General features: G+C 69.9%; 18 protein-coding genes. 10 read left to right on the top strand and 8 right to left on the bottom strand.

Going from position 1 to position 18,303, the window contains the following annotated elements; all coding sequences use genetic code 11:
• The first annotated feature begins 3 nt into the window (after positions 1–3).
• The 3 genes from QSK34_RS14350 (at position 4) to QSK34_RS14340 (ending at position 2,102) form a co-directional block, all read left to right on the top strand.
• Entirely contained in the window at positions 4–930 is a 927-nt protein-coding gene (locus QSK34_RS14350) for an ATP-binding protein (protein WP_285584228.1), read from the top strand.
• A gap of 35 nt (positions 931–965) precedes the next feature.
• Entirely contained in the window at positions 966–1,352 is a 387-nt protein-coding gene (locus QSK34_RS14345; protein ID WP_062430486.1) for an SCO5389 family protein, read from the top strand.
• A gap of 108 nt (positions 1,353–1,460) precedes the next feature.
• Complete coding sequence (locus QSK34_RS14340) at positions 1,461–2,102, top strand: potassium channel family protein (RefSeq protein ID WP_285584222.1); 642 nt, start codon at positions 1,461–1,463, stop codon at positions 2,100–2,102.
• Here QSK34_RS14340 and rnhB read toward each other — a convergent pair.
• Both rnhB and QSK34_RS14330 read right to left on the bottom strand, forming a co-directional pair.
• Positions 2,086–2,754, bottom strand: a complete 669-nt coding sequence (rnhB, locus tag QSK34_RS14335; protein WP_285584220.1) for a ribonuclease HII — start codon at positions 2,752–2,754, stop codon at positions 2,086–2,088. The two genes, QSK34_RS14340 and rnhB, sit on opposite strands and share 17 nt — an antisense overlap.
• Before the next feature lie 9 nt (positions 2,755–2,763).
• Positions 2,764–3,708 carry a LysR family transcriptional regulator gene (locus QSK34_RS14330; protein WP_161480731.1) on the bottom strand — a complete coding sequence of 315 codons (945 nt, stop codon included), beginning with the start codon at positions 3,706–3,708 and terminating at the stop codon, positions 2,764–2,766.
• A gap of 97 nt (positions 3,709–3,805) precedes the next feature.
• On the opposite strand from QSK34_RS14330, the gene QSK34_RS14325 reads away from it, so the two are divergent.
• Together QSK34_RS14325 and QSK34_RS14320 are read left to right on the top strand one after the other, a co-directional pair.
• Positions 3,806–5,116, top strand: coding sequence for a pyridoxal phosphate-dependent aminotransferase (locus QSK34_RS14325; protein ID WP_285584217.1), 1,311 nt, complete (start codon positions 3,806–3,808; stop codon positions 5,114–5,116).
• A gap of 162 nt (positions 5,117–5,278) precedes the next feature.
• A complete protein-coding gene (locus QSK34_RS14320) occupies positions 5,279–5,923 on the top strand; it encodes a GNAT family N-acetyltransferase (RefSeq protein ID WP_051759914.1) in 645 nt (214 codons plus the stop codon).
• A 192-nt stretch (positions 5,924–6,115) separates the two neighbouring features.
• Here the strand turns inward: QSK34_RS14320 and QSK34_RS14315 are convergent, their stop codons facing one another.
• Positions 6,116–6,631 (bottom strand): hypothetical protein, encoded by a 516-nt coding sequence (locus QSK34_RS14315; RefSeq protein WP_285584214.1) that lies wholly within the window; start codon positions 6,629–6,631, stop codon positions 6,116–6,118.
• Between the two features lie 163 nt (positions 6,632–6,794).
• On the opposite strand from QSK34_RS14315, the gene QSK34_RS14310 reads away from it, so the two are divergent.
• A complete protein-coding gene (locus tag QSK34_RS14310; protein ID WP_285584212.1) occupies positions 6,795–9,782 on the top strand; it encodes an AfsR/SARP family transcriptional regulator in 2,988 nt (995 codons plus the stop codon).
• A gap of 242 nt (positions 9,783–10,024) precedes the next feature.
• On the opposite strand, the gene QSK34_RS14305 is transcribed toward QSK34_RS14310, so the two are convergent.
• Positions 10,025–11,464, bottom strand: coding sequence for a DUF7059 domain-containing protein (locus QSK34_RS14305; RefSeq protein ID WP_285584210.1), 1,440 nt, complete (start codon positions 11,462–11,464; stop codon positions 10,025–10,027).
• An 88-nt stretch (positions 11,465–11,552) separates the two neighbouring features.
• On the opposite strand from QSK34_RS14305, the gene QSK34_RS14300 reads away from it, so the two are divergent.
• The gene (locus tag QSK34_RS14300) at positions 11,553–11,840 is read left to right on the top strand and encodes a hypothetical protein (RefSeq protein WP_161480727.1); all 288 of its coding nucleotides are present in this window, start codon (positions 11,553–11,555) and stop codon (positions 11,838–11,840) included.
• On the opposite strand, the gene QSK34_RS14295 is transcribed toward QSK34_RS14300, so the two are convergent.
• Positions 11,830–12,417 (bottom strand): TetR/AcrR family transcriptional regulator, encoded by a 588-nt coding sequence (locus QSK34_RS14295; protein ID WP_161480726.1) that lies wholly within the window; start codon positions 12,415–12,417, stop codon positions 11,830–11,832. The genes QSK34_RS14300 and QSK34_RS14295 overlap by 11 nt on opposite strands.
• The gene (locus QSK34_RS14290; RefSeq protein ID WP_285584205.1) at positions 12,414–12,911 is read right to left on the bottom strand and encodes a GNAT family N-acetyltransferase; all 498 of its coding nucleotides are present in this window, start codon (positions 12,909–12,911) and stop codon (positions 12,414–12,416) included. Before QSK34_RS14290 ends, QSK34_RS14295 begins: the two co-directional genes overlap by 4 nt.
• 80 nt (positions 12,912–12,991) lie before the next feature.
• On the opposite strand from QSK34_RS14290, the gene QSK34_RS14285 reads away from it, so the two are divergent.
• The 3 genes from QSK34_RS14285 to QSK34_RS14275 all read left to right on the top strand — a co-directional run bounded on the left by QSK34_RS14285 (position 12,992) and on the right by QSK34_RS14275 (position 15,553).
• On the top strand, positions 12,992–13,474 hold the full coding sequence (locus tag QSK34_RS14285; protein ID WP_285584203.1) for a winged helix-turn-helix transcriptional regulator: 483 nt from the start codon (positions 12,992–12,994) through the stop codon (positions 13,472–13,474).
• Between the two features lie 19 nt (positions 13,475–13,493).
• Positions 13,494–14,288: an SURF1 family cytochrome oxidase biogenesis protein gene (locus QSK34_RS14280; protein ID WP_285584201.1), complete on the top strand. Its 795-nt coding sequence runs from the start codon at positions 13,494–13,496 to the stop codon at positions 14,286–14,288.
• Between the two features lie 140 nt (positions 14,289–14,428).
• Positions 14,429–15,553 (top strand): amidohydrolase family protein, encoded by a 1,125-nt coding sequence (locus QSK34_RS14275; RefSeq protein ID WP_285584199.1) that lies wholly within the window; start codon positions 14,429–14,431, stop codon positions 15,551–15,553.
• 317 nt (positions 15,554–15,870) lie between these two features.
• Here QSK34_RS14275 and QSK34_RS14270 read toward each other — a convergent pair whose 3' ends face one another.
• Positions 15,871–16,239, bottom strand: a complete 369-nt coding sequence (locus QSK34_RS14270) for a YkvA family protein (RefSeq protein WP_161480721.1) — start codon at positions 16,237–16,239, stop codon at positions 15,871–15,873.
• A gap of 60 nt (positions 16,240–16,299) precedes the next feature.
• On the bottom strand, positions 16,300–17,247 hold the full coding sequence (locus tag QSK34_RS14265; protein ID WP_285584197.1) for an LLM class F420-dependent oxidoreductase: 948 nt from the start codon (positions 17,245–17,247) through the stop codon (positions 16,300–16,302).
• Between the last annotated feature and the right edge of the window lie 1,056 nt (positions 17,248–18,303).

Raw genomic sequence — 18,303 nt, 5'->3', positions numbered from 1 at the left:
CCCGTGCGTGTTGCCTTCGTCGGCAAGGGCGGCAGCGGCAAGACCACCCTTTCCTCGCTTTTCGCCCGCTACGTAGCCACCCGCGCCCGGGTCGTGGCGATCGACGCCGACATCAACCAGCATCTCGCGCTCGTTCTCGGCGCGGAGCAGCCCCGTCCGCTCGGCGGCATGCTCACCGAGATCAAAGACCACCTGCGCGGCGACAACCCGCGCATCCCCTCGGCGGCGGCCATGGTCAAGACGACCCCGCCCGGCCGGGGCTCGCGCCTGCTCACCCTCGACGACCCGTTCTTCCCGTCGGTCGAGGTCGAGGGCCTGCGCCTGATGGCGACCGGCCCCTTCAGCGAGACCGACCTCGGGGTGGCCTGCTACCACTCGAAGGTCGGCGCGGTCGAGCTCTACCTGAACCACCTGGTCGACGGCCCGGGTGAGTACGTCGTGGTCGACATGACCGCCGGGGCCGACTCGTTCGCCAGCGGCATGTTCACCAAGTTCGACGTCACCTTCCTCGTGGTCGAACCCACCCGCCAGGGTGTCAGTGTCTACCGGCAGTACCAGGAGTACGCCGCCGAGTTCGACGTCGCCGTCGCCGTGGTCGGCAACAAGGTCCAGACCGCCGACGACCGGGCGTTCCTGCACGACCAGGTCGGCCCCGACCTGCTCACCTGCCTCGACCACAGCCCGGCCGTACGGGCCATGGAACAAGGCCGCGCCTTCACCCTGAACGACCTGGAGCCCGGGAACCTCGCCGGTCTCCAGACCCTGCTCGACCGAGTCGACGCGGCCGAGAAGGACTGGGCGAAGTTCGGCCGTCAGGCGCACGAGTTCCACCTGCGCAACGCGCGCGCCTGGGCGAACAAGGCGACCGGCGTGGATCTGGCCGGCCAGATCGATCCCGGCTTTATTTTCGGGAGCGTCGCCTTGGCATAACGTCATAAACGCCCCAACCGAGAGGAGAAAGCCTCATGTCGCTGACCGTTCCGAACGATCTGCTCGACCAGGCCAGGGCCGGTGACGTGGACGATGCGGCCTTCGTGGCCTGCGTCCGCGACTCGTTGCCGTACGCATGGGGGCTGATCAGCGAGCTGGTCAGAACGCGGACCGAGTCGGGCGCGACCTTCGCCGACAACCAGGTCCCGCCGCCCGACGAGGCGGCCCGGGGGCAGCTCCTGCGCTGCCTCGCCAGTGACGCCATGCGGGGCGCGCTGGAACGCCACTTCCAGGTGAAGCTGGCGTTCCAGAACTGCCACCGCGTGGCCGTGTTCGACCCGTCGGCGACCGCCGAACTGGCCGACTTCACCACCGCGCGCGCCCAGATCCTCAACCAGCAGCCGGAGCTCGTCGACTGCTAGTAGCGCGTTGACCAGGGCAAAGCGAGACACAGCCGGCCGGAGGCCGGCTGTGTCTCGCGCTCTGAACCTGCCCAGAAAAACAGGGGCGCCCGCCTAGACTTGACCGCCATGAGGGCCGAGTGGCGAATGCTCGTCTTCGCGGGCGTCTTCCTGGTCGCGTACGCGACCCCGATCCTCTTCCCGCACATCCCCTACGACTGGAAGCTGACCTGCTGGCTCGCCCAGCTCGGCTGCTGGTTGTTGTTCCTGGCCGAATACGTCACGCGCTTCGTGCGGGCCGGCGACAAGAAGGCGTTCGCCAAGGACAACGTCATCGACCTGCTGGTCATCCTGCTGCCGCTGATGATGCCGCTGCGCATGCTGCAACGGCGGCTCGGTTTCCAGCGCAAGGTGCTGACCTTCACCGCCACGACAACGCTCGTGCTCGGCCTGGCCGCCAGCCTCGCGGTCCTGCGCGTCGAACGCGACGCCCCCGGCGCGAACATCCTGACCTTCGGCGACGCCACCTGGTGGGCCGTCACCACGATGACGACCACCGGCTACGGCGACACCTATCCCGTCACCCCCGACGGCCGCCTCATCGGCTCGGCCCTGATGCTCGGCGGCGTCGCACTGCTGGGTGTGGTGACGGCGACGCTGGCCTCCTGGTTCGGCCGCAGGTTCGACACCGGCGACGACACGGAGAAGCTGCTCCGCGAGGCGTTGAAGGAGATCGGCGAACTGAAGGAGATGCTCAGAACCCGAGGCTGAGCTGCCCTTCTCCGACCGCGGGGTCGCGGTGCCGCTTCAGGTGCCGCCACTTCGGCAGGTCGTCGAGGTAGGACCACGACAACCGGTGGTGTTCCGCCGGCCCGTGCTCGGCCAGCGCGGCCTGGTGTGCCGGCGACGGGTAACCCGCGTTCTCGGCGAAGCCGTAGACGTCGGCGCCTTCGAGGGTGGCCATGAACAGGTCGCGCCGCACCTTCGCCAGCACCGACGCAGCCGCCACCGACACGCAGTTCAGGTCGCCCTTGATCTCGCAGCGCACCGCCCAGGGAGCGCCGAGGTAGTCGTGTTTGCCGTCCAGGATCACCACGTCGGGCTTGACCGGCAGCGCCTCCAGCGCCCGCCGGGCGGCCCGCCGCAGCGCCTCGGTCATCCCGAGGGTGTCGATCTCCTCGACCGAGGCCTCGCCGTGCCCGAAGCCGACCACCCACGACTCCAGGAGGGACACCATCGCCTCACGGCGGCCGGGCGCGAGCATCTTGGAGTCGGTCAGCCCCTCGGGCGGTTCGCTGAAGTCGGTCACCACGGCGCACACCGACACCGGCCCGGCCCAGGCGCCCCGGCCGACCTCGTCGACCCCGGCGACGATCTTGTTGCTTCCCGTGGTGAGCAGGCGTTCGAGTGTGTACGACGGCACCGGCCAAACCTAGTCGGCGAACCCGTTCGTGGGGGTCAGATAGCCGAGATCACTGGCCAGATAGCGGGCGGCGACGTGCAGCGCCCGGAGGGAGGCGGCCACCGAGGCGCGGTGCACCGACGACTCGCGCGCCACGGCGGTGATGACCCGCTCGACGGGTTCCCCGGGGAACTCCCTGACCACCACTCCGCGCACCCCGGCGGCCAGGCACAGGGCGGGCACCGCGGCGATCCCTATCCCCTTGGCGACCAGGCTCAGGATCGTACCGAGGCCCTCGAACTCCCAGGCCACGGGCGGCGCGCCGCCGACCTCGGTGAGCAGCCGGTCGACGGCGGTGCGGGACGGCTCGCCCTCGGGGGTGGCCATCCACGCCTCGTCGCGCAGCTGGGCGGGGTCGACCGGCTCGTCGAGGTTGGCCAGCCGGTGTCTGCGCGGCACCACCAGGACCAGCGGGTCGCGCAGCAGCGGGAACACGGTGAGCGTCTCGCGCCGCCGCACCCGCCCCCACCAGTCGTCCACGAGCGCGATGTCGGCCTCGCCCGACTCGACCTCGCGCATGCCCCGGCCCGACCGGCTCTGCGACAACCGCAGGGCGAGCTGCTTGTGCCGCCGCAGCGACTGGGCGAGCGCGGGCGCGAAGGCGACGGCGGCGGTCGGGAACGCCGTGATGACGACCCGCCCGGTCGGCGTGCCGGCATGTGCCGACAGGTCGGACTCGGCCGTCTCGACCATCGCCAGGATGCGTTCGGCGTGCACGACCAGCCGCCGCCCCGCGTCGGTGAGTTCCGCACTGTGGCTGGTCCGGTCGATGAGGGCCGCGCCGGCCTCCCGTTCCAGGGCCGCGAGCTGCTGCGACACCGCCGACGCGCTGTAGCCGAGGGACGCGGCCGCGGCGGCGATACTGCCCCTCCGGGCGAACTCGCAGAACAACGTCAAACGCCGCAGATCCAGCATCGGATCTCCTTATGCCCGGCACCGAAAAGCCTCGCTTGTCCTGATGCCCGTACCCACACAAGGTGGGTACGTTCCACAGCATTCAGGAGGAATCAGTATGCACGTCACACTTTCGGCGACTCTGGCCGCGAACGAAGACATCGCCCGAAGACGGAGATCCGGGCAGCGGGTGCTGCACCTGGCTTTCGGTGAGGCCGGGCTGCCCGTACACCCGGCCCTGCTGGCCCGGCTCGCCGACGCGGGGGCCAGCAACGGCTACGGCGAGGTCGCGGGTCTGGCCGCGCTGCGCGAGGCGGCGGCCGGCTACTGGTCGCGGCGCGAGCTGCCGACCGACCCCGACCTGGTGGTCTGCGGACCGGGCAGCAAGTCGCTGCTGTTCGGCCTGCTGGTCGCCATCGGCGCCGACCCGGGCGAGTGGAGGTCTCCCGGGGACATGGTGCTGCCGATGCCGAGCTGGGTCAGTTACGCCGCCCAGGCCGAGATCGTGGGGGTGCGCCCGATCCTGGTGCCGACCCCGGCCGGCGAGGGCGGGGTCCCCGACCCCGACCAGGTCAGATCGGCGGTGCTGCACGCCCGTGCGCAGGGCCGGACGGTCCGCTCGGTGCTCGTCACGCTCCCCGACAACCCGACCGGCCGCCTGGCCCGGCCGGAGACGGTCCGGCGCCTGGCCGAGGTCGCCCGCGAGCTCGACCTGGTCATCATCTCCGACGAGATCTACCGCGACCTCGTGCACGACCCGCACGCCACCCCTTTCCTGAGCCCGGCCGACGTGGCGCCCGAACGCACCGTCATCACCAGCGGCCTGAGCAAGTCGCTCGCGCTGGGCGGCTGGCGGATCGGCGTGGCCCGGTTGCCGCACACGCCCGGCGGGTGGGCGCTGCGCCAGCGGCTGCTCGCGGTCGCCAGTGAGATCTGGTCGGCCCCGGCCGCGCCGGTGCAGCACGCCGCCGCGTACGCGTTCGCCGAGCCGGAAGAGATCGTGGAACGTATCGACGACTCACGGCGGCTGCACGCCACCGTGGCCCGCGCGGTCGCCGACCGGTTCGCGCGCGCGGGCGCGAAGGTGGACGTGCCGCAGGGCGGGTTCTACCTCTATCCGCAGATGCCCGGTTTCGACAGCTCCGACGAACTGGCCCGGACCCTGCTCGACCGCCACGGCGTCGGCGTGCTGCCGGGCACCGCGTTCGGCGACGAGCCCCGTTCGGCGCGGGTCCGCGTGGCCACTTCCCTGTTGTACGGCGAGACCGCCGAACAGCGTCTCGCGGCGTTGCACGGATCCGATCCGCTGGCGCTCCCGTGGGTGGCCGAATCGCTCGACTACCTGGAGGAAGCCCTCGGCGGACTGACCACGAAGGAGCTGTCGAGAGCCCGAAGGAGGATGTTCCTGGCACCCGCTCCGGCGCGTTGACGATCTTTGTCGAATCTTTACTCTCGGCGGCCGTGGCGAAGCCGCGAAGAAACACCTCTGACCTGCGGTTTTATGGCTATGGTGGGCGCTCAACCTGGGGTTCCACAAGATGTCGTGTGTCATTTGGCACCAGACATGTCGTCCAGACCCCATCATGTGCTCATGCCCGCTTTTGTCACCCTGTCCGGGCGCTTCGTGCGCCTGGAACCGCTCACCCTCGCGGCCGTCGACGATCTTGTCGCCGCGGCGAGCGAGGACCGCGCGACGTACTCGTTTACTCGCGTTCCCGCAGGCCGGGAGGAGATGGTCTCGTACGTCGAGGCCGCTCTGGCTGAGCAGGCGGAGGGCCGCACGATGCCCTTCGCCATCCGGTGGCTGCACACCGACCGCGTGGTCGGTGCCACCCGTCTGATGCACCTGGAGTACTGGCAGGGCCCCATGCCCTGGCCGCCGGGCACCAAAGGCGTGGTGGGCGAGGTCCCGTCGGTCGCGGACATCGGTTACACCTGGCTGGGCGCCTCCGCCCAGGGCACGGGTGTCAACCGGGAGGCCAAGTATCTCTTGCTCTCCCACGCGTTCGAGACGTGGCAGGTCCACCGGATAACTCTCAAGGCAGACGTACGCAACAACCGATCCCGGGCCGCCATCGAGGCCCTCGGCGCACACCTCGACGGTGTGCGGCGAGCGGACAGCCGAGGCGCCGACAACACGGTCCGAGATACGGCGTATTACTCGATCCTGCGCTCTGAATGGCCGGCGGTACGAGAACGGATCCTGGCGCGTCTTGATTACGCGCACGCCGCCTGACCAGCCATTACTTCGAGCCGAAACGGAACGAGCGGCCCGCCCCCATGCCGGAGGGCGGGCCGCTGCGTGTCCGGGTGACCATCGCCCGCACCGGCCGCTGTCATCTCACGTTGTTGCGGAAGTGCTGTCCAAGTGACGTGTCACCAGTCGCTTTGGAGCGATTGTCCCCTATCTATATGGATCGGTGGAAGATCAGATGGTGTAGCCGAACTCGTCGTCCCACGCGTTGTAGATCTCGTGCCAGGAGCCGCACTTGGTCGCGAAGTTGTGGTGCAGGCCGACCTGGCAGACCTTGACCTCGACCTGGGCCACGTCGTGGCGGGTGAACTTGAAGTTCTTCCAGCCGTCGGTGCCGCACTGCTTGTAGGTCTTGTAGCTGGAGGACCAGTCGTCCTCCTCGTCGTCCCAGGAGACGTAGCGGAAGGCGACGTAGCCGCACTTGCCGCCCTGGTGCTCGGTCCGGTAGTCGCGGTCGAAGAGCTTGCCGCCGATGCGGACGGTGTTGGACTCCTCGTCGTCGTACTCGACGTCGATCCAGCCCTTGGCCTTGGCCTTGCCGTTGTTGCTGTAGTAGTAGCCCCAGTCGTCGTCGTAGTCCCAGTCGTTCGACGAAAGCGGAGCGGCGTTGGCGGCCGAGGCGACCGCGCCCATGCCGATGGTGAGGGCGGTGGCGGTGGCGACGACGCCGAGCACGTTGCGGATGCGCATTGGATACTCCAGGTTTGTGAGGACGATCCCCGTTTCCGGGTACGGCTCATTGATAGGCCGACCTGCCTGCACGGGACTTTCACCGTCCTTGAGACCTCATTGCGAGCGACCTGACGCCGTATCATTCGAGCGAAACTTCCGATTGGTACGAAGAGGGCTCCTGATGAGTGGTCAGCTGCGCTTCGCGGTACTTGGACCCGTCAGAGCCTGGCGAGACGACGCCGAGCTCGATCTCGGCACTCCGTTGCAGCGGTCCATCCTGGCGATGCTGCTGCTGCGCGAGGGCCGCGCGGTCACCCCCAACGAGCTCATCGACGCCGTCTGGGGCGAGGAGGCGCCGCCCCGGGCGCTTGGCGCGCTGCGCACCTATGTCTCCCGGTTGCGCACGGCGCTGGAGCCGGACCGTTCTCCCCGTACACCACCGCAGTTGCTCACCTCGGTCGGCAAGGGCTACGCGCTCAGGCTGCCCGACGACGCCTTCGACCTGGCCCGGTTCGAGAAGGCGGTGCACGCCTGCGAGTCGGCCCGCAAGGCGGGCGACGCTGACCGGGCCGCCGAGACGTTACGCGAGGCCCTGACCTGGTGGAGCGGCGAGCCACTCGCGGGCGCCGTCGGGCCCTACGCCGAGTCGCAGCGCGAACGGCTGCTCGAGCGCCGCATCGCGGCCGTCGAGACGCTGATGGACCTCGACCTCGAACTCGGCCGGCACGCCGAGGTCATCTCCGAGCTGATGGTGCTGACCGCCGACCACCCGCTGCGCGAGCGGCTGCGCGCGCAGCTCATGCTCGCCTACTACCGCTGCGGCCGGCAGGCCGAGGCGCTCAACGTCTTCACCGACACCCGCAACGCCCTCATCGAGGAACTCGGCATCGACCCGGGCGCCGAACTCACCGAGCTGCACCGCCGTGTGCTGGCCGCCGACCCGACGCTCGTGTACGTCATGAAGCCGAGACCGGCATCGGAGGAGCACGCCGAGCCGACGCCCGTGGTCGAGATGCCGAAACCCGCGCAGCTCCCGGCCGCCGTCACCGACTTCACCGGCCGCAAAGCCCTGGTGAACCGGCTGCTCAACCAGCTGGGCGCGACCGACGGCGTGCCGATCGCGGCCATCTGCGGCATCGGCGGCGTCGGCAAGACCACCCTGGCCGTGCACGTCGCCCACCTGCTGCACGACACCTTCCCCGACGGCCAGCTCTACGCCGACCTGCGCGGCTACGGCCGCGAACCCACGCCGCCGGAGACCGCGCTCGCGGCGTTCCTGCGTGCGCTCGGCATCCCCGTCGACGTCATCCCCGACGGCCTCGCCGACCGCGCCGCGCTGTTCCGCTCGCTGCTCGGCGACCGGCGCATGCTGGTGCTGCTCGACAACGCGCGCGACGCCGATCAGGTCGAACACCTGCTGCCGGGCGCCCCCGGCTGCGCCGCGCTCATCACCAGCCGCGGCAAACTGGCCGACCTCCCGGCGGCCAAGCTGCTCGACCTCGACGTGATGGAGCCCGACGAGGCGCTGGCCCTGTTCTCGGCGGTGGCCGGCGCCGAACGGGTCGCGGCCGAACGCGCCGCCGCCATGGACGTGGTCGCGGCCTGCGGTTTCCTGCCGCTGGCGGTCCGGATCGTGGCCGCCCGGCTGGCCTCGCGCCCGTCGTGGACGGTCGCCTCGCTCGTCCCCCGGCTGGCCGACGAGAGACGCCGCCTCGACGAGCTGAAGATCGGGAACCTGGCCGTCTCGGCCACCTTCGCCCTCGGATACGGCCAGCTCGACCCGCGCCAGGCCCGCGCGTTCCGGTTGTTGTCGCTGCCCAACGGCACCGACATCTCCACCCCCGCGGCGGCGGCCGTGCTCGACCTGAGCCCGGTCGAGACCGAGGACGTGCTGGAGTCGATGGTCGACGTCAGCCTGCTCGAAGCGCCCGCGCCGGGCCGCTACCGCTTCCACGACCTGCTGCGCCTGTTCGCCCGCCGCCAGGCCGAGGACGCCGAGACCCCCGAGGCCCGCCACGAGGCACTGCGCCGGCTGCTCGGCTTCTACCTGGGCTCGGCCCGCGCGGCCCACCGGCTGGCGTACGAGGGCAGCAAGGTCGCCGACAACCTCACGGTCATCGGCACCCGGGGCCACACGTTCGGCTCGGCCGACGAGTCGGTGGCGTGGCTGGCCGCCGAGGCCGACGACCTGTTCGCCATGCTGGGCCAGGTCGCGGAAGAAGCGGGCCGCGACCGGCCGGAGGCCGGTCGCGGCCCGCGCCATGAATCTGCCTCGGAGACACGCGCCGACCTGCCCGCGGCCGCCGATCTGCTGGTCGCGATGGAGCCGCTGCTGGAGGCGGGCGCGTTCGCCCGCGAGTTCGACGTGCGCACCCGCGCCCTCGTCGAGGCCGGCGACGACCCGACCCGGCTGCGTGCCCACTACGTGCGCGGCCGGATGTTGTTCGGGGTGAACCGGCTGGCCGAGGCCGACCAGGAGTTCCGGGACGCGCTGCAGATCGCCGAACGCACCGGCGACCACGCCCTGCTCGGGGAGACCTACAACGCGCTCGGCGTGGTGACCGGGCGACTCGGCAGGCACCCGGAGGCGCTCGACTGGTTCGGCCGGGCGACCAAGGTCTACCGCGAGCTGGGCAACCTGGCCGGAGAGGCGCTGGTGCTCAGCTACTCGGCCCGCGACCTGCTGCTGCTCGGCCGGGCCGCCGACGCGGTCGCCGTCTCGGAGCAGGGCCTGCAGATCTTCGGCGAGATCGGCAGCGGCCCCGGCGTGGCCAGGGCCCGCTACCACCTGGGCGTGGTGTTGTCGTACGTGGGCCGCCTGAACGAGGCCGTCGTCCACCACGCCGAATGCCTGGAGTTCTTCCGCGCCAGCAACCAGAAGGTCTGGGAGCAGCGCGTCTGCAACCGGCTCGCCACCACCCTCACCAAGGCCGGACGTTTCCAGGAGGCCGCCCGGCACGCCGAGCAGGCCCTCCAGGTCAGCCGGGAGATCACCCATCCCTACGGAGAGGCCCAGTCGCTGACCGCGCTCGGCAAGGCGCTGCGCGGGCTCGGCAGCCGCACCCGCAGCCGCGACGCGCTAGAGAAGGCCCTCGACCTGTTCATCCGGCTCGGTTCGGCCGAGGCGGACGACGTCCGGAAGCTGCTCGCCGATCGCGTCGAGACCTAGTTCGTCATCGAGCCTGGTCATCCGGACGTGGTTGATCACCCTGGGTTCCTTTCCGCACTGGACATGAGCGCCCGGCCGGTCGCTGCTCTCACCCGGCGCGTTAGGGGGCCCGGTGGGAACCACACGGTGCGCCTCGGTGATCGCCAGCCGCCTCTCTGAAAACGACCGGCCGGGCCGGGCGAGGTCCCTACCCCCGGGTTCCTCGCCCGCTTTCACTCTCTGACGCCGCGCTTGACGATCGATCAACGCCCGATTGCGAAGAACCCCTCGGCCACCAGCCGGCGCACGCTCTCGGTGTCGGCCAGGCCCGGCTTGCCGGTGAGTTCGCCGATGGCGGCCAGCAGCGGTCCGGTCTTCAGCTCGCCGTCGACGACCCCGGCCAGCGCCGCCTCGACGGTGCCGACGTCGGTCGTCCGGCGCAGCCCCCGGGTCTGGCGCAGCCGGATCACCGACGGGTCGTCGGCGCCGGGCGGGCCGACCCGCTCCTCGATCACGCCCTCGGCCAGGGTCAGCGCGACGTTCCGCAGCTCGTCGTCGCTCAGCCGGTGGGCGGTGGTAATCGCGTCGAGGACCCGGTCGACGTAGGCCCCCACGGGGAGCTCGACCTGGTGGGTGAGCTGCTCTATCCGTACGACGGGATCGAGGGAACCCGAGTCGTTGAGGGTGATCCAGCCGAACCCGACGCCCTCGACCTCCTGCGCCTCGAACCACTCCAGCCACTCGTCGTAGCGGTCGCGGTAGACCGGGGTGCCCTGCTCGGCCGCGTCACGCAACCACAACTCCACATATTCGGCCGGATCCTGTACGTCGCGCTGCACCACCCAGCCGTCGCAGCCGGTCGCGGAGATCCAGCCGCCGACGCGGTCGCGCCAGTCTTCGCCGCGCACGTGGAGCCAGTTGGCCAGCAGGTGGCAGGTGCCCCCGGCGGCCAGGTGGGCGGGCGCGAGCCGGACGAGGTCGCGGCAGAACTCGTCGCCCCGGTATCCGGTCTCGCGGTAGGTCAGCCGCCCGGCGGGCGAGATCACGAACGGGGGGTTGGAGACGATCAGGTCGTAGCGCTCACCGGCGACCGGGTCGAACATCGAGCCCTTGCGCGTCTCGACGCCGGTGACCCCGGAGAGCCCCCAGCTCAGCCGGGCCAGGTGGAGCGCGCGGGCGTTCACGTCGGTCGCCGTGATCTCGCTCGCCCGATCGGCGAGGTGGAGCACCTGCACGCCACAGCCGGTGCCGAGGTCGAGCGCCCGGTCGACGGATTCACGTGAAACAAGTTGCGCGAGGTTCGCCGACGCCCCGCCCGCCCCGACCACGTGGTCACGCCGCAACGCCGGATCGCCGGGCCGCACCTTCCGGTCGGACACCACGAAGCCGCCGGTCTCCCAGGGCTGGATGTGGACGTTGGCCTGGACGGTGTCCCCCACCTTGATCAGCAACCCGCTGCGCAGCAGCTCCTGCAGCGGCAGGTCGGCGGCGGCCGTGCTGACCGGCACCCCCAGCCACCACAGGCGGATCAGGGTGCCCAGCGAGTCGCCGTCACGCGTCGCGCGCAGCGCCGGGACGAGCTCCTCACGCGCCAGCGCCGAGGCCGCCGTGTCGCCGAGCCTCTCGCGTACGCCCTCGATCGTGTAGCCGATCTCGTGGAACCGGTCGCGAAGCCGTAGGAGCAGGTCAGATGGTGCGTCCACACAGAGCAATCTAGCGCCGTAAGCGCTTTGCAAGTTCCGGTCAAGCAGGCGGGCGTATCACCCGGACAACCTCATCGGGGAGTTTGCCATGCTGATACCGTGCCTGGCGTGCGGCTCGCGATTCCGGCCCGACGACTACTTCCGCGCCTGCCACGACTACAACCGCGGCCGCGACCTGGTCTCGTGGACGTGCCCGGCCTGCGGAAACCGCGACGACCTGCGGGTGCTGCCGGGGGAGCTGGGCTTCGGCTACCCGGCCCGGGGGCGCTACGCGGTGCACCGGACGATCGCCGTGCCGGGCATGCGCCGCCAGCGGCACGACCTGCGGCTGGAGATCTCCCTCGACAAGCGCACCTGGCGGGTGCTCAGCCGCTGAGGCTGGCCCAGGCGGCCTCGGCGAGCGACCGGATCTCCTCGTCGGTCGGCTGGTGGGCGCCGGCGAACCACAACCGGCACATCTCCTGGGCGGGGCCGAGCCACAACACGTAACACATGGTCGACTGGACCGGCTTGAGCAGCCCCGACTTCATGTGGGGCTTCCACCAGTCGGCGACCTGGCGGAAGAAGGTGCGCCGCGACTCGGAGACCTCGGCGCCGCCGGGCTCCTCGCGCCGGGGCGGCCGCTCGCTGATCAGCAGCCGGGCCCGTTCGGGGTGTTCGCCGCACCACTCCATATGGAAGGCGACGATCGCCTCGATCCCGGCGCGGGCGTCGTCGTTGGCGAGAAGCCGGGTGATGAACGCTTCCTGGTACATCGTCAGCGTTTCGGCGTAGAGCACCCCGAATACGTGCTCTTTGCTGGCGAAATGGTGATAGAAACTACCTACGCTCACGCCGCTTTCCTCGCGGAGGCTGGCGAGAGTGGTGGCGGAGACGCCGTCCTGGCTGAACCGGCGCAGGGCGCCGTCCATGATCCTGGTCCGCCCGTCTCGACCGATCTTCGCGCTCTTCACACCATCAATGGTGGCCTAACAGAGCTTTGTTCTGCAAATGCGAGGGTCGCTCTGACCTGAACCGACCCGTGCTCGACGGCCATCTCGGCCTCCGGCCAGGCCTTGTTGATCATGGCCAGCACTCGCCGGTTCTCCCCCATCACGTCCATGGTCACCCAACGGACCCCGGCCGCGCGGTCGAGCAGTTCCCTGATCAACCGGGAGCCGACCCCCTGCCCCTGCCAGGCGTCCGCCACCACGACCGCGATCTCGGCCTCGTCGCCCTTCCGGTAGGCCATGGCGTGCCCGATCACCAGGGAGTCGACGGTGGCCAGTAAGGCGTCGCGGCGGTCGTCCCTGGCCAGCATCGCCGTGACGAGCGTGTCCGTGGGCCGGGTGAGCCCGGCGAAGAAACGGCGCGTCTGCGTGTGCAGCGAGAGGTCGAGCAGGAACTTCCGCACCCCGTCCGCGTCATCCGGCCCCGCGGGGCGGACGTCCACCTGAGTTCTCTGCATGGACTCAGGGTTTCTTGCCGGGCTGGGTATGTCAAGTAGACTCAGATGGGTAGAGGAAGTGATGATTTACGATGCGTGCCATGACCGATCCGCCGCGAAGCGCCTTCCGGCTGGACAACTGCTCCATCGAACGCACCCTCGCCGTGCTCGGCGAGAAGTGGACCTTCCTGGTGCTGCGTGAGGCCTTCGCCGGCGTCCGCCGCTTCGCCGACATCCAGGCCAACACGGGCGCCCCCCGTCAGGTGCTCAGCGCCCGCCTGGCCCGGCTCGTCGACGAGGGCACCCTGCGCAAGGTCCCCTACCAGGAACCGGGCCAGCGTCAACGTGACGAATACCGGCTGACCGACAAGGGCCGCGAGCTCTTCCCGATCCTGGTCGCGCTGCTCCAGTGGGGCGACCGCTACCTGGCCGACCCCGAGGGCCCGTCGCTGCTGGTCACCCACCGCGACTGCGGCGCCCACGTCACGCTGGAGCTGCGCTGCGCCGACGGACACCACGTGGGAGGACCGCGGGAGACCGTCGCGCTGCCCGGACCGGGATCCAGAGTCAAGGGCACCGCCTAGGGTCCTTAGTCTGTAGGGCGTGTACCGGTTCCTGCTGACCCCTCGCTGGCTGGCACTTCACGTCGTCGTGCTGCTGGTGATCCCGGCCTTCGTCTTCCTCGGACGATGGCAGTTCGGCCGGTGGGAAGACCGTTCCGCCGCCGAAGACCGCAACGCCACGAACCTGTCCGCGCCTCCGGTGCCGGTCGAGACGCTGACGAGCGTGGGCGGGGCCGTACCGGAGAAGGACAAGTTCCGCAGGGTCACCGCCACCGGCACCTACGACACCGCCCACGAGCTGCTGGTCCGCCGCCGCACCCAGAACAGCCAGGTCGGCTTCTACGTCCTCACCCCGCTCAAGACCGCCGACGGCGCCGTGCTGGTCAACCGGGGCTGGGTCAAGGCCGGCGCGACCATCGACACCCTCCCCGAGGTCCCGCCGCCCCCTGGCGGCGAGGTGACACTGACGGGCCGCCTGCGCCCGGCCGAGACCACCGAGACGACCGGCATCATCGACCGCAAGGGCCTCCCGGCGGGCCAGGTCCTCCTGATCGACGACCGCCCCATCGCCGGCCTGGTCGGCTCCCCCCTCTACGGCGGGTACGTCGATCTCATCGAACAGCGGCCGAGGGCGGAAAAAGCCCCCGAACCCGTGCCCGCCCCCGAATCGGGTGGTGGCGGAGGGCTCAATCTGGCCTACGGAGTGCAGTGGTGGCTGTTCATCGGGGTGGCGATCGGCGGCTGGATCCTCCTGATCCGCCGAGAGCTTCACGACCGGCGCGAAAGTACCGATAATGGTGGGGCGTCCGAGGCGACCAGCCCCGCCGTGACCTGACGAACGGATACCAACCGGAGACCTGCCAGCTTGTTTGGCGTTATTCCTTGGCTCTAACGTTGAATGCTGTGAGTACCCCGCTGCTTCCCGACCCTGAGCCGAGGCGGCGGGATTTTGTGATCATCTCAGTCGATGATCACGTGATCGAGCCGCCCGACCTCTTCGAGAACCGCCTCGCGTCCAAATACCACGACGCGGCCCCCAAGGTCGTCGACACCGACAGCGGCCACCAGGTGTGGCGCTACGGCGGCGCGACCTACCCGGCCGCGGGCATCGACGTCGGCGCCGGCCGCCCCCGCGAGGCGTGGACCCTCGACCCGGTCCGCTTCGACGACATGCGCCCCGGCTGCTACGACGTCGACGCGCGCATCGAGGATATGGACCGTGCCGGAATCTGGGCGGCCCTGAACTTCCCCGGCATGCTGGCCACCCAGGCGGGCGTCGCCTTCGCCCGCACCCGCGACCAAGACCTGGGCTTAGCCCTGGTGAAGGCCTGGAACGACTGGCACGTCGACGTATGGGCCGGCACCTACCCCGAACGCGTGATCGCCCTCCAGCTCCCCTGGCTCCCAGACCCCGAGGTCGCCGCCAAGGAGATCAAGGCCAACGCCGCCCGCGGCTTCAAGGCCGTGGTCTTCCCCGAGTTCCCCACCCGCCTGCGCCTCCCGTCGATCCACAGCGGCCACTGGGACCCGTTCCTGGCCGCCTGCGAGGAGACCGGCACGGTCGTCTGCCTCCACACCGGCGCCTCGTCGTGGGCCCCCGTGCCTTCGCCCGACACCCCCATCGAGGCGATCACGACCCTGATGCCGTCGACGGCGATGTTCGCCTGCGCCGACTGGTTGTGGTCGGGCATCCCCCTGCGCTTCCCCGCCCTGCGCATCCTCATCGTCGAGGGCGGCGTGGGCTGGCTCCCCATGCTGGCCGAACGAGCCGACTACGCCCTCGACCACCCGGTGTCGAGCGAATCGGCCTGGGACGGCGGCCTGCGCCCGAGCGAGGTCCTCCGCCGCAACTTCTTCTTCGGCACCCTCGACGACACGGCCCTGAGCGGGGTGCGCATGGCCGTCGGGATGGAACACGTGCTCCTGGAGAGCGGATATCCCCGGGCGGAGTCGTCGTGGCCTGACACCCAGCGATCGGTGGCAAGGCGACTGGGGAACCTGCCGCCGGCGGACATCGCACGGGTGGCCTACGGGAACGCGGCCCGGTTGTTCGGACACCCGCTGCCGTCACGGGCGTGGCTCCGCATGGAAGAGATCTGACCTGTTTGATGGCCGCGCCTCCGGCGCGGCGGGCTTGGCCGCCTTCCGTCCGGGCCTTCCCTCGTCGCTCCGGTTCGCTTCGCTCTCCTGCGCTCCTCAGTCCAGGTCCCGGACGCGGGCCAAGCCACGACTGGCCGGCCTCTTGGCCAGGCCATCAACGCCTGAGATGCCGGAGAGCCCAAGGCGGCCGACAGCAGCCGTGCCGAGCAGGTCCGGACGATCCGGCTTCTCCCGGACTTCGCCTGGTGGCCCTACACCCAGGCGCGCGACCAGGCGCTGACAAGTCGACTTAGCCAGGCTGCCGAGCAGGGACTTCTCTAGGCCAAGGGGCGGCGGTCGGCTCCCGGTTCAGGGGACAGGGCGAGGTTCCGGCGCTCCCAGTCCACGTAGCGCCCGCTTTCGCCCAGCAGTGAGGTCGCAAGCCACAGGAACACACCGAAGTCGTCGACCACGCCCAGCGCCAGGAACAGCGCCTCCGGGACGACGTCGACCGGGCTCACGATGTAGAGGATCGCCGCGCCCATCAGGGCCAGCTTGCCCTTGCCGAGTTCGCGGTAGTCGCCGCGCAACGCGCCGGCCAGCATGCGGGGCAGGGCGCGGATGCGGGCGCCCAGCCCGGGGCTGCCGGGCCTGGAGATGTCCTGGTAGGCCTTGTACGCCTGCGCCGCCCGTCGTGCCTTGACCATGAGTGCCTCCCTGCCCGGCCATTTGCCCCGATAACGGAGGACTTTGCGGCGTTGGTTCCGTTACTGCGGGGCCAGATTCCTTACCGTTTGGTCCATCGGCTGGTCACCGAGGTCGAGCGGGGCCAGAACGGGCGTGGTGAGGCCGTTCTCAACGTACTCGTTCACCCGCGCCCGGCACTGCTCCGCCGTGCCATGGATGATCAGATCGTCGACCACCTCGTCGGGAATGGCCTTCAACGCCGCCGCCCGATCACCGGCCGCCCACGCCTCGTGCATCGGCCCCAGCACCTCACCTCGCCCCAGCCAGTCGTGGAACGCCGCGTACACCGGCACCGTGAGATACCCGGCGATCATCCGCCGCCCGATGGCCCTGACCCGGTCGGCGTCCTCACTGACGATGATGAAGAGCCGCGCGATCAGTTCGGTCTCGTCGTGGATCTCACCCCGAACCTTCTGTACGTCACCCGGAGACAACCAGTTCGTGATCGCACCATCGGCCTCGGCGGCGGCGAGCCGCAACATGCGCGGCCGAAGCGCCGCCAACACGATCTTCGGCGGCGTCGTCGGCGCCCGCTCCAGCTTGAACCCCTGAACGGAGAAGGTCTCATAGGCCTCGGTGACCTTCTCACCGTCAAGCGCCCTGCGCAGGAACCGCAACGTGTCACGCGTGCGCGCGAACGGCTTGACGAACTCCCCGGCGTTCCACCGCTCGACGATCGCGGGGGAGGACGCGCCGATACCGAGCAGAAACCGCCCGGGCGCCCGCTCGGCGAGGGTAGCCGCCGTCATGGCCAGCAGACCGGGCCCCCGCGTCGAGACCGGGACGATCGCCGTGCCCAGCCGCAACTCCGGCGCCCACTCGGCGGCCAGAGTCAGCGGAGTGAACCCGTCGTTGCCGTTGACCTCGGCCGACCAGGCGTCGGTGTAACCGAGAGAAGGCAGTTCGGCGATCAGCTCCCGATCGAGACCGCTCCCCGCGAACGGGATGGTGATTCCCCAGCGCGCCACAGTGCCCTCCCGGCTCTTCGGTTGAGGGCACGAGCATACCAACCGTTCGGTACGTCAGGTAAATGGCCTCTGAGCTGCTAGAACGAAGAAATGGCAGATATCCCGGTGGAAGTGAGAACGTCCTGTCACGCGGAAGTACGCGGACCTTTGGCAGAGGTGACCTGCGAACGAAGCGAAACCATCCGGCTGCCCCGAGCCGTTCTGGCCCGCCTCCTGCGCCCGGCCCAACCGTCGCCGTCCGCCGAGCCGGCGTGGAGTCCGCTCCCCGTGGTGCGCACGCCGACGACCGCTTTCCTGGCGGTCCCTGTGACGATTCCCGTGCTGATAAGGCCGGTCGCTCTGGTCCAGGTTCCGGCGAACACGCTTGCGTACATCCCCGCCGCCCCTCTTCCCACGGCACTGGTGACCCTTGCCATCACGGTCCCGCCAGCGAAGACGCCAACCATCCGAATCCCGGTGACCACACTCTTGGCGCAGCTTGTGGACACAAAGGCTGTGGAAAACCACGCTGGGAAACTGAGCCCGGGGGAAACCCACCTAGAAGAAACCGGCGCTGGGGAAACCGGCGCTGGGGAAACCGGCGCTGGGGAAACCGGCGCTGGGGAAACCGGCGCTGGGGAAACCGGCGCTGGGGATATCCCGAGTGTGGACAGACCCGCCATGAACAGGCCGGCTGTGGATCTCACCCCTGTAAACAGGCACCCTGTGGACAGAGATGCCGGGGATACGACCACTGTGGCTTCGGCCGTTGTGGATAGGACCCCTGCGGAGGGGGCCGCTGCAAATACTCCGCCTGTGGATCGAAGTGCCTCACACCGTCCTACGGCGAACAATTCGACCGCGAAATCGCCCGCTCCAGGCGCTCGGCCTGTGGATAAGCACGCAAGAGATGTGTCAGCTGTGGATAACTCCCCTGTGGACAGACCCGCTGTGGACAGACCCGCTGTGGACAGACCCGCTGTGGACAGACCCGCTGTGGACAGACCCGCTGTGGACAGACCCGCTGTGGACAGACCCGCTGTGGACAGACCCGCTGTGGACAGACCCGCTGTGGAC

Source organism: Herbidospora sp. NBRC 101105, assembly GCF_030269205.1.
Lineage (GTDB): Bacteria > Actinomycetota > Actinomycetes > Streptosporangiales > Streptosporangiaceae > Herbidospora > Herbidospora solisilvae.
Note: the sequence above shows the minus strand (reverse complement) of the source record. Positions and strands in the feature narration are given on the sequence as shown.